The sequence below is a fragment of the Zoogloea sp. genome (assembly GCF_028689785.1).
Taxonomy (GTDB): Bacteria; Pseudomonadota; Gammaproteobacteria; order Burkholderiales; family Rhodocyclaceae; genus Zoogloea.
Genome location: NZ_JAQVCN010000017.1, coordinates 64,636 through 75,410, shown reverse-complemented (window position 1 = coordinate 75,410; position 10,775 = coordinate 64,636). Strand labels below are relative to the sequence as shown.

General features: G+C 65.6%; 11 protein-coding genes. 1 reads left to right on the top strand and 10 read right to left on the bottom strand.

All coding sequences use genetic code 11. From position 1 onward, the window contains the following. Positions 1-87: 87 nt before the first annotated feature. The 7 genes from PHI64_RS10055 to PHI64_RS10025 form a co-directional block, all read right to left on the bottom strand. Positions 88-624 carry an ATP-binding protein gene (locus PHI64_RS10055; protein WP_299882184.1) on the bottom strand — a complete coding sequence of 179 codons (537 nt, stop codon included), beginning with the start codon at positions 622-624 and terminating at the stop codon, positions 88-90. A 464-nt stretch (positions 625-1,088) separates the two neighbouring features. Next, positions 1,089-1,274: a hypothetical protein gene (locus tag PHI64_RS10050; RefSeq protein ID WP_299882182.1), complete on the bottom strand. Its 186-nt coding sequence runs from the start codon at positions 1,272-1,274 to the stop codon at positions 1,089-1,091. Next, positions 1,255-1,485, bottom strand: coding sequence for a hypothetical protein (locus tag PHI64_RS10045; protein ID WP_299882180.1), 231 nt, complete (start codon positions 1,483-1,485; stop codon positions 1,255-1,257). Before PHI64_RS10045 ends, PHI64_RS10050 begins: the two co-directional genes overlap by 20 nt. Next, complete coding sequence (locus tag PHI64_RS10040; protein WP_299882179.1) at positions 1,482-2,933, bottom strand: restriction endonuclease subunit S; 1,452 nt, start codon at positions 2,931-2,933, stop codon at positions 1,482-1,484. Before PHI64_RS10040 ends, PHI64_RS10045 begins: the two co-directional genes overlap by 4 nt. A 16-nt stretch (positions 2,934-2,949) precedes the next feature. After that, a complete protein-coding gene (locus PHI64_RS10035; protein ID WP_299882177.1) occupies positions 2,950-4,497 on the bottom strand; it encodes a class I SAM-dependent DNA methyltransferase in 1,548 nt (515 codons plus the stop codon). Positions 4,498-4,664: 167 nt separating this feature from the next. Beyond that, the gene (locus PHI64_RS10030; protein ID WP_299882175.1) at positions 4,665-5,582 is read right to left on the bottom strand and encodes a universal stress protein; all 918 of its coding nucleotides are present in this window, start codon (positions 5,580-5,582) and stop codon (positions 4,665-4,667) included. Beyond that, positions 5,579-8,266, bottom strand: coding sequence for an HAD-IC family P-type ATPase (locus PHI64_RS10025; protein WP_299882173.1), 2,688 nt, complete (start codon positions 8,264-8,266; stop codon positions 5,579-5,581). Before PHI64_RS10025 ends, PHI64_RS10030 begins: the two co-directional genes overlap by 4 nt. 438 nt (positions 8,267-8,704) lie before the next feature. Here PHI64_RS10025 and PHI64_RS10020 point away from each other — a divergent pair, with 438 nt between their 5' ends. Further along, positions 8,705-9,181 (top strand): Spy/CpxP family protein refolding chaperone, encoded by a 477-nt coding sequence (locus PHI64_RS10020; protein WP_299882171.1) that lies wholly within the window; start codon positions 8,705-8,707, stop codon positions 9,179-9,181. Between the two features lie 18 nt (positions 9,182-9,199). On the opposite strand, the gene PHI64_RS10015 is transcribed toward PHI64_RS10020, so the two are convergent. The 3 genes from PHI64_RS10015 to PHI64_RS10005 are packed head-to-tail and all read right to left on the bottom strand — an operon-like array spanning position 9,200 to position 10,717. Next, entirely contained in the window at positions 9,200-9,763 is a 564-nt protein-coding gene (locus tag PHI64_RS10015) for a GNAT family N-acetyltransferase (protein ID WP_299882169.1), read from the bottom strand. Between the two features lie 50 nt (positions 9,764-9,813). Beyond that, positions 9,814-10,053 (bottom strand): hypothetical protein, encoded by a 240-nt coding sequence (locus PHI64_RS10010; RefSeq protein ID WP_299882168.1) that lies wholly within the window; start codon positions 10,051-10,053, stop codon positions 9,814-9,816. Then, positions 10,034-10,717, bottom strand: coding sequence for a class II aldolase/adducin family protein (locus tag PHI64_RS10005; protein ID WP_299882165.1), 684 nt, complete (start codon positions 10,715-10,717; stop codon positions 10,034-10,036). The genes PHI64_RS10010 and PHI64_RS10005 overlap by 20 nt, the downstream gene beginning before the upstream one ends. Between the last annotated feature and the right edge of the window lie 58 nt (positions 10,718-10,775).

Below are 10,775 nucleotides of genomic sequence, written 5' to 3'. Positions count from 1 at the left end.
TGGTGTTCGTCGGCAAACAGGTCAGTCTTGATGGCACTACGCTGTTTCATCGGGATAAGCTGCAGCAGGGGTCAGGACGATGTAATTTTACCAAGGGTGGGCAAGCTGAGGTTTTTCGAGGCGCCCGGCTGGGGCTCCGCTCCAATCAAGGGCCGCGGTACGCACCTGGGATTGCTGAAACGCAATTGGGTCGAGCGGCATGCAGTTCTTACCAACCCGCTGTTTATAAAGCCCTGCTGTGGTGCCGTAAGGCTTTTGCTTGCCAGCCTGGACACGTACCACCAGCAGTCTGCCAGTGCCTTCCTGAACGGCGATCTCCTCGACTTCGACGTCTATGCCCGGCCGAGTGCCGTTGAAAATCTGGCGCCGGAGCAAGTCTGGATCGTACCCCTTAGCCCCGACGATCGCCTGCGCCTTGCCTACGACTCTGTCTGCCACCCCGAAGACAAGCACACCGCCATCGGCATTGGCAAAGCAGGCTGCGTATTCACAGGCAAATTTCAGCGCCGACTTTGCATCCTCCCAGGGTTTGAAGTCGAGAAAATGGCTTTCTAGATCGTCGGCGGGTACATCCTTCAATCTTTCCAGCAGGGCAATGATCTGCGCGCTATCGGGGATGCTCATCGAACGGTTTCCTCGTCTTGGTTTGCTAACTCCGTCAGGCAAAGTTAGGCGGAGTTCACGCTGGGGAGCAGGGTGTCGCGGAGGGTGGCGAGGGGTTCGGCTTGCTGCTGAATCAAGAAAGCTCCGTCCAGTAGCGGCGAAACAACCTCATTCCATCGAAGTAGCAGCGGCAAGGGAGGCTTGACCACACGAAGTTGTTTCAAGTCCGCAACCGTAATCTGCCCCAATCCGGTCGTCTGCTTGTTTCGCGCAAGCTCAGCGAATACGGGTCTTAAGTGCCGAAGCGTCTGGAGGACAAATGGGCGCTCAACGGTGGACTTGATTCGGTACTTTTCAGGCATGGCAACATCTGAGGACGCCGTCTGGGTGGTGCCAGCGTCGGGCTGTGGAGCGGCGTGTAACCCACCTCTGCCAGCCGAGGGCTTCGTGTTCGAGCTGGTCCTCGGTCATGGAGAAACCTGCAATCAGCGGGCTTTCGCCCCCGGTGCAGGCTTGATCGGAACTTGCGGGGCGTCACTGACGAGCTTGCCGTTCAGGGAATACCAATTGGGGATACCCAGTTGCCGATTCCGGGTTTGCGCCTCGCGCACGGCCTGATTGCCGATACGAACCAGCTCCGCGGACCAGCGTTCAGTGTTTGCCGTTTTCATGCTCACCACCGTTGATAAAGCGCTGGAAGGCGTTCCAGACGTGGCTATCGTAGATCGTCCATATATCTCCTGTCGATTCTGCAACCGCCAGGAACGACTCGCCGCCATTGAATACGAGCAGGCAGCGATCGGCATGGGGGCGATACTGTTGCCAGAAGACCGGAAAGACCCGTTCAAAGCGTCGCCACACATCTTCCTCCGGGTTGCTCATGGGCGTGCGCTTTCCAGTTCGGCCTGTGCTTCCGGCAGGCGAAGCTGGCCGGAGATCAGGCGGGGGAGCAGGGTGTCGCGGAGGGTGGCGAGGGTTTGGGCTTGGGCGTGGTTGGCCTGGATTCGTTGCCACAGCGGGGCAACAAATCCATCAAATGCAGCCTTGATGCCGGCTGGCGGATTGAGTACTTGATAGTGCGGAAACTCTTTCAGGGCGATCCGATTTACGGTGGCGCCATGGATCGTGTGCTTTTCCAATAGGCGCTGGAAAGGAGGCGCGACGAACTGATGGAACCAGAAATGCCCATGCCCTCCGCTGGTCCTTGGGCGGATGAGTGCCAGGCGGCGACCCAGGCAGCAACGGAGATTCTCTGGTATCAAGGCGAAGAAGCCCAGTGTGGCTTCGTAGCTGAAAACAATGTCGCCGGCCCGGGGCGTAACCCGTCGGGTCCATTGAGCGAAGTCGCTTTCAGCGATGTGCCGAATGTCGGACAGGTCGAGCGTGCTACCCGTCAGGTTTTTGATACCAAGGAAAACCGGTCCATCGTTGGCTTCGGGTGGTGTCGCGTGAGGGCCATCGTAGATGCCCTCAACAACGCCACCGACGGGCATAACTTTCCATCCCTTCGGCACCAACCCCAGCTCCGACTCCTCGAACCCATCCGGAAACAACGCCGCTGTCGCATCAATCATCCCTTCCGGGGCGAGCCCTTGCTGTCTGGCGCGGACGGGGTCGAAGTCGACGAACCAGGACTTAAACAGCGCCTGGGCGATGGCTTCGAGGGTGGCGTTCGTTTCGCGCAGGAGGGTGATGCGGTCGTCGAGTAACCCAAGCAATGCCGCGATCTGACGTTGATCTGCCAACGGCGGAAGCTGAATCGGAGTTTTCTTTAGGATGCCAAGGTTGGTATGTGGAACTCCTGTCTGGATCGCAGTGTTTTTAATGTAGTCGAGCTGCTCCGGTGAGCGGAAGGCGTAGTAGAGAAAGTTGACATCAGCCTTAGTAGCATCAAGCGTCACCTTCATCTGACTTTGAGAAACGATGTACTCCGAGTATGGAGACATCGGAACAATGGCCACCTGTCCTAATGTACCTCGTTGAGTGAATACCAAGTCTCCTGGGTGCGCTTTGTTCGGACTAAGAGAATCGGCTTTCTCTGCTGAGACGAACACGAACTCACCCCCAACCCAGCGACCCCCCATGTTCTGCCCGCGAATAACCGGGACGCCGCACGAAACGTAGTCCTTGGACACGAGGTTCGACCCAAAGGGGCCTCCCACAATCGAGTTCTTGATTGGTGCTGCGAGTTCTTCCAATAGCACGACCTCAGCCCCGTAGGTCGGGTTAGCTTCGCGTAACCCGACATCGGTTGCCGGTTCTGCGGTCGTGTCCTGTCGGGTTACGCCCTGCGGGCTAACCCGACCTACGGTGGGGGTTGGGGTGGTCATGGTTTGGGGTGGGCGGTCAGAACGCATAGCCCAGCACTCCCAGCTTCTGGCGGATCAGGGCATCCAGCTCGGCGCCCCTGGCCATCTGCTCCCCCAGCTTTTCGGTGAGCGAGCGCATCTTGTCGGCAAAGGCTTCGTCGTCGTCCTCCACCGCCTCGGCGCCCACGTAGCGGCCGGGGGTGAGGACGTGGCCATGCTCGGCGATCTCGGCGAGCGCAACGCTGCGGCAGTAGCCGGGCTGGTCCGCATACTCGCCTTCTTCACCACGCCAGGCGGCGACGGTGGCGGCGATGCGGTCGATGATTTCGTCGGTCAGCTCGGCCTGCACCCGGCTGATCATGCGGCCCAGCTTGCGGGCGTCGATGAACAGCACCTCGCCGGGGCGGGCGGTCTTCTTTTTGGCCAGAAACCACAGGCAGGCGGGGATCTGGGTGTTGAAGAAGAGCTGGCCGGGCAGGGCGATCGTCACTTCCACCACGTCGGCCTCCACCATCGCGGCGCGGATCTGGCCTTCGTTGTTCTGGCTGGAGCCCATGCTGCCGTTGGCGAGCACGATGCCGGCGCGGCCGGTGGGCGCGAGGTGGTGCAGCATGTGCTGGAGCCAGGCGTAGTTGGCGTTGCCCTGGGGCGGGTCGCCATACCGCCAGCGGGGGTCGCCCTCCAGGCTGCCGTGCCACCAGTCGCTGATGTTGAAGGGCGGGTTGGCGAGGATGAAGTCGGCCCGCAGATCGGGGTGCTGGTTGCGGGTGAAGGTGTCGGCGGGCTCCTTGCCCAGGTTGAAGTCGATGCCGCGGATGGCGAGGTTCATCGCCGCCAGGCGCCAGGTGGTGGGGTTGGATTCCTGCCCGTAGATGGACACGTCGCCCAGCTTGCCGCCGTGGGCCTCGATGAATTTTTCGGACTGCACGAACATGCCGCCCGAGCCGCAGCAGGGGTCGTACACCTTGCCGTGGTGGGGTGCGAGCACGGCGACCAGGGTCTTGACGATGCTGGCGGGGGTGTAGAACTGGCCGCCCTTCTTGCCCTCGGCGCTGGCGAACTGGCCGAGGAAGTATTCGTACACCTGGCCCAGCACGTCGCGGGCGGCACCCGGGTCGTCGCCAAAACCGATGGTGGAGACGAGATCCACCAGCTCGCCGAGCTTGCCATCGGGTAGCTGGGCGCGGCCGTAACGTTTGTCGAGGATGCCCTTGAGCTTGGGGTTTTCCTGCTCGATGACGGTGAGCGCTTCGTCGATGCGCTTGCCGATGTCGGTCTGTTTGGCGGCGGCGCGGAGCTGGTCCCAGCGGGCGGCCTCGGGTACCCAGAAGACGTTGACCTCCCTGTAGTAGTCCCGGTCTTCCAGCTCGTCGGCCAGCATTTCGGCATCGCATTCGTGCAGGAAGTAGTCGTCGGCTTCGTCAGTGAAGCGCGTGGTCAGCTCGGCACGCCGGGCGGCGAAGGTATCGGAGACGTATTTGAGGAAGATGAGGCCTAGCACCAAGTGCTTGTATTCGGCTGCGTCCATGTTGGCGCGCAGTTTGTCGGCGGTCGCCCAGAGGGTCTTCTTGATGTCGTCGAGCATGCGGGGGAGAGGCGTACTGCTTGGGTGATCGGGGCGGCGGAGTAAGGCAGTGCGACGGGTCTCGGGTACCCTGTTGGCATGCCGGTGCTTTTGCCGGACAAAGGCCTGTAGGTTACACCGCGACATGAAGCCCCGGCCACCCGGCGCGGATGGCCGGCTCCCGGGGTCTAGCCGTGCAGGTGCTCCACGCGGCGCGGGTCGGGCACCACCAGCACGTCGCACTGGGATTCGTTGAGGATGCGCTTGGTGACGCTGCCGAGGAGCAGTTCTTCGGTCAGCTCGGTGCCGTGCTTGCCGACCAGGATCAGGTCGGCGTCCTGTTCTTGCTCCTGGGCGATGACCTGCTGGGCCGGGTCGCCGTGGGGGACGAGGACGGAGTAGTGCCCGGCCTCAAGCCCGGCAGTGGAGGCCAGTACGTGCAGGCGCTGCAGGGATTCTTCCCGCTGCTTGCGACGATAGGCGTGGATGGCGACTTCGTCGACACCGGCGAGGGCCAGTTTGCCTTCGAAAGGTACGTTGAAGACGTGGATCAGGACGATGTGGGCAGTGGGTACGAGGCGGTGGGCCAGGCGCAAGGACTGGACCGAGCCGGGGGAGAAGTCCACCGGGGCGAGAATCCGGCGATAGGGTTCATGGGGCGGCTGCTTGACCACCAGCACCGGGCGGGCGGCGGTGCGGCGCAGCAGGCGCGAGGCGGTGGAGCCGAGTAGCCCGTGGCGCAGGAAGGCCTCGCCGCGGGCGCCAACCACCAGCAGGTCGGCGTCTTCGGCGTCGGCGCGGGTGGTGATCACGTCTACCGGCGTGCCGGTGTGGATGTGCAGGCTTGCGGCAACGCCCCGGTGGTGGGTGGGGTCGGCGAGAAGGGCTCCGAGGTTGTCGCGGGCGGCTTCTTCGAGGCGTTGGCCGATCTGCGCGCTGCCGTCGCCGAGCAGCCCGCGCAGGGTGTCGAGGGGCCCCAGGTGCAGGGCGTGGAGCACGGTGTAGCGGGCGCCGCTGGTGGCGGCGAGCTGGAAACCACGGTCCATGGCGTGGCGGGCAGGAGCTGACAGATCGGTGGCGGCCAGGATCTGGCGGATGGTGTTCATCGTCCTTCCTCCGGGGTTGGGGCGCCGAGGCGCAGGATGAGTTTGCGGAGCTCGTCGAGGAGCAGCGTGGTGGACGCCACCAGGATGGCGGCGGCCCATTCGGCGGGGGTGAGGGCTACGGTGTCGAAGATGGCCTGGGCCGGTGCCCAATGCACCACCAGCCCTTGAAGCCCCACCACGGCGAGCAGGGCCGTCCACAGCTTGCCGTTGCTGAAGAACTGAGCGTTGAAGGCGCTTCCGTGTTCGGCCCGGGCGTTGAAAATGTTGAAGAACTGGAATAGCACGAAGGTGGTGAAGGCCAGGGTGCCAGCCAGTGACAGGCCGCCGCGGGCGAGGCCCCAGGCGTAGATGCCCAGGGTGCCGGCGGCCATGGTCAGCCCGTACAGGCCGATGCGCCACAGACGCGGCCATGACAGGATGGCGGCGCCAGCAGGGCGGGGCGGGCGCTGCATGATGCCGGGCCGGGCAGGTTCGACGCCCAGGGTCATGGCCGGGGGGCCGTCCATGATGATGTTCACCCACAGGATCTGGATGGCGGTGAAGGGTGTGGCGAAGCCCAGGAAGGGGGCGCCGAGCACGGTGAGGATGGCGCCGATGTTGGTGGACAGCTGGAAGCGCACGAACTTGACGATGTTGTCGTAGATGGTGCGCCCCTCTTCGACCGCCCGCACGATGGTGGCGAAGTTGTCGTCGGCCAGCACCATGGTGGCGGCTTCGCGGCTCACCTCTGTGCCGGTGATGGCCATGGCCACGCCGATGTCGGCGGCCTTCAGGGCAGGGGCGTCGTTGACCCCGTCGCCGGTCATGGCCACCACGTGGCCGCCGGCCTGCAGGGCTTCGACGATGCGTGTCTTGTGTTCCGGGGTGACTCGGGCGAACACCGCAGCGCCCTCCACCAGGCGTTGCAGCTCGGCGGGGGCCAGTCCGTCCAGTTCGCGCCCTTCATGGATTGTGCCGCTGAGGCCCAGCTCGCCAGCGATGGCGGCAGCGGTGACCCGGTGGTCGCCGGTGATCATCTTGACCTGCACCCCGGCGTCCCGGCACACGCGGATGGCCTCCCTTGCCTCGGGGCGGGGTGGGTCGATGATGCCCACCAGGGCGTTCAGGGTCAGCTCGTGGGTCCAGGCCTGGAGATCGCCGGCCGGGTCGAAGTCGGCAGCCGGGATGCTCCGCCCTGCCAGGGCCAGTACCCGCAGGGCCTGGCCGGCGAGAGTGTCGTTGGCGGCGCGCAGGGCGTCCCGCGCCGAGGCGTCGAGGGGCGCCTCACCGGCGGGGCCCTGCCAGCGGCTGGCACGGGCCAGCAGCACGTCGGGGGCACCCTTGATCCACATGCGCACCTGCTCGCCCTCCAGGTGGAAGGTGGCCATGAACTTGTTGTCCGAATCGAAGGGGATCTCGGCGATGCGCGGGTGGGCGCTGGCCAGCCGGGGCAGATCGAGCCCGCCGCGCCGTGCCAGGGCCAGCAGGGCGCCCTCGGTCGGGTCGCCGATCAGTTCGTCACCGACGAGGCGGGCGTCTGCGCACAGGGCGGCGGGCAGCAGGGCCGGAGAGAGGTCGGGCAGCGGTGTGCCGCCTGGGGCATTGATCTGCCCGGCGGCGGCATAGCCCTCGCCGCTCACCGCCAGCTGCTGCCCGGCAAAGACCAGGGCCCGGGCGGTCATGCGGTTGAGGGTCAGGGTGCCGGTCTTGTCGGAGCAGATCACGGTGGTGCAGCCCAGGGTTTCGACGGAGGCGAGTTTTTTGACGATGGCGTGGCGCCCGGCCATGCGGTGCATGCCCAGGGCCAGGGTTACCGTGACCACCGCCGGCAGACCTTCGGGAATGGCGGCCACGGCCAGGGCGATGGCGGTGAGGGCTGTGTCCATCAATGCATCGCCCCGGGCCAGGCCGGCGCCGAACATCAGTGCCACCACCACGCCGGCGATCATCGCCAGGCGTTTGCCCAGGGTGTCGAGTTGAATCTGCAGGGGCGTGTCGGGTTCGGCTGTGTCGCCCAGCAGGCCGGCCAGACGGCCTATCTCGGTGCCCATGCCGGTGGCGGTGACGAGGGCTTCCAGGCGGCCGCGGGTGACCACGGTGTTCATGAAGACCATGCCATGCTGTTCGGCCAGGGGGGCATTGCTGGCGACGGTGTCGGGGTACTTGGCTACAGGCGCGGATTCGCCGGTGAGGGCTGCCTCGGCCACCTCGGCAGCGTGGGCATCCACCACCCGGGCATCGGCGGCAACCCGCTCGCCGGCTTCCAGCAGGAGCATATCGCCGGGCACCAGGGTGGTGGCCTCGACGATCTGCACGGTACCGTCACGGCGAACCCGGGCGGTGGGGGCGAGCATGTCGCGCAGGGCCGCCAGGGCGCGCTCGGCGCGGTTCTCCTGGACATAGCCAAGGGTGGCGTTGAGGAGTACCACCACCCCGATGACGATGGCGTCCTTCACTTCGCCCAGCAGGCCGGCCACCACCGCTGCGCCGATCAGCACCAGTACCAGCAGGTTGGCGAACTGGTCGGCGAGGCGTCGCCAGGCCGGGCGAGGTGGTTTCTGGTCGAGACGGTTTGGGCCGTGGCTGCGCAGGCGGCGTGCGGCGGCGTCGGCGGACAGACCTTGGTGGGCGTCGCAATCGAGCCGGCGGGCCACCTCGGGGGTGGGCAGGGCGTGCCAGGGAGAGGAGCTGGGCGGGGGGCTCATGGCGCCTTGCCAGACTTTAGGACGATGGATCGGGTTGGCATGATGTGCGGGTCTCGAGGGGGCTGGATGCACCGCCGGCCGCGCCTTTGCATGGTAGGCCGGCCGGTCGTGGAGGGCCACACGGATTATCCGGATGAATGCTTCGCAAAAACCGAAGTATCACCGAAGCGTGGTGATGGCTTGGTCAGTAGGGCATTGACTTCCGGGTTTGGGGTAGTCCGTCTTGCAGGACGGCGCCTTTGCAGACGAAACCCGCCCGTTTCCATCCCTGCTTCGGTCTCCCTGGTGTCGTCAGCACAGTCTGATGAGAGGCCGTATTCCTGCCCGCCAAGCAATAGACACTTACAGTTGGGGTGGAACCCGCACCCATGGGGGTCGGTCTGGTACGGCAGATCCGGATATGCTGTCCGGACATGACGTCCCATGAGGAGATTCACCATGATGAAGCGTTTCCGCCACCTTGCCCCGGCTGCCGCCCTGATCGCCCTGCTGGGCGCTACGTCCCTGCCCGCGCTGGCCGACCCTGGCTGTGGCCTGATGGGGCCGCGTGGCATGGGCGAGCACCGTGCCGAGCGCATGGAACAGCACCACCGCAAGCTGCATGAAGCCCTCAAGCTCACCCCCGAGCAGGAGGCGGGCTGGAAGAAGCTGGTCGAGTCCGAGCACCCCATGGGCAAGGGCCGGCCTGACCCGGCGAAGGCGGCGGATGCGGCCACGCTGACGACCCCCGAGCGGGCTGAGCGCATGCTCGAACACATGAAGGCCCACCAGGCGGCCATGACCGAGCACATTGCCGTGCTCAAGGCCTTCTACGCCCAGCTCAGCCCCGAACAGCAGAAGATTTTCGACGATGCCCACCGGGGGGCGCGTCGCGGTGGCATGCGCGCCAAGGCGGCTGATCAGGCCAAGCCCTGACCTGTCGGGCCGGGCGGATCAGCCCGGTGCCGCCCGCCAGCTGTCACGGTCGAGCCGGTACAGGCAGTGCGCCCGCAAGGGACTGTCTGGTGGCACGGCCGGGTGGTCGAAGTCTTCATCGCTCCGGCGCATTCCGATGCGCGCCATCACTGCCTGGGAGCGCAGGTTGCCGAGGGCGGTGAAGGACACGATCTCCGTGAGCCCCAGCTTTTCGAAACCCACTTCCAGGGCCCCTCGTGCCCCCTCCGAAGCCAGGCCGCGCCCCCAGTGGGCCCGGGCCAGGCGCCAGCCCACTTCCACGCAGGGCGCAAACGGCAGTTCGGCAATGGGCGTGTGAAGCCCGAGGAAGCCGACGAATTGCCGGCTCTCCTTCAGCTCCGCTGCCCAGAAGCCCCAGCCCCGCTCGGCGATCAACGCTTGACAGCGCCGGGCGAGGGCATCGCTGGCGGCGCGTGTCAGGGGCGCCGGAAAGTGAGTCATCACCTCGGGATCGGCATTCAGGGCAGCAAAGGGCGCCAGATCGTCCTCGTGCCACTGACGCAGGTGCAGACGGGGGGTGTCGAATTCGATGAGGTCGGGCATGGGCGGGCGCTCCAGAGAGAGGGGGCATTGTAGCGGCCCAGCCCGTCCGCTCAACCCGCCTGCAGATTGCCGAGGGCGTGGTGGGCAGCGAGGCGCACCACGTAGCCGAGCTTGAAGAAGGCCGCTGATACGGGCAAGGCCAGGTGACCGGCGATCTGCATGCCCAGACTGAAGCGCTCGGCCAAGGGGTAGGCCACCAGGGTTGAGACGAGCATGCCGATGGCGGCCAGGGCCATCATGGCCCGGCCGGTGGTGAGGATCCGGCGGGGGTCAGGGGCGGTGTGCGACATGGCCGGTCTCCTCTTCAATGGCTTCAGGATGGTGGATGTGGCGACGACCCGCGGCGAGGGCGATGCGGCAGATGTGCTCCAGCCGCTCCACATGCTCGAAGGCCTCCCAGGGGGTCTTGCCGACAGCGACGACCCCGTGGCGATCCAGGCCCAGGATGTGGGGAGCCGGGCCAAGGGCCGGCTGGAAGGCGGCTTCGCAGGCTTCGGCCAGTTCGGTGCTGGTGGCGGGCAGCGCCGGGATGTTCGGCCCGACCCGGGTGTAGCGGGTGACTTCGGGGAAGTCGGCCGACAGCTCGGCCAGATCCCGTCCTGCGTAGAGGGCAGCAACGATGTGGGTGGGATGCAGGTGCAGCACCGTCAGTGCCCGCCCGGCCAGGAGGGTCTGGAGGCGGCGGTGCAGGTCCAGCTCGCCCGACGGGCGGGGGTAGGCGTCGGCGGCCGGGGCCATGACATCGCCGGCGGGAATGAAAACGAACTGGCTGGGTATCAGGGTGTGTTTGATGACGCCGCTGGCCGACACCAGGAAGCCGCGGCGGTCGCTCATGGCCACCGACACATTGCCGTCGCGGGTGCTGATCCAACCCCGCTCGTAGGCTTCACGCATGACGGCACAGGCTTGGGCCAAGACGGGGTGCTCGGGTGGGGCGCTTTCGTGGGTGTTCATGGTTCTCTCCGTGGGGTTTGTTAAGTGGACTCTAGAATGCATCTTTTAAAGAGTCAAC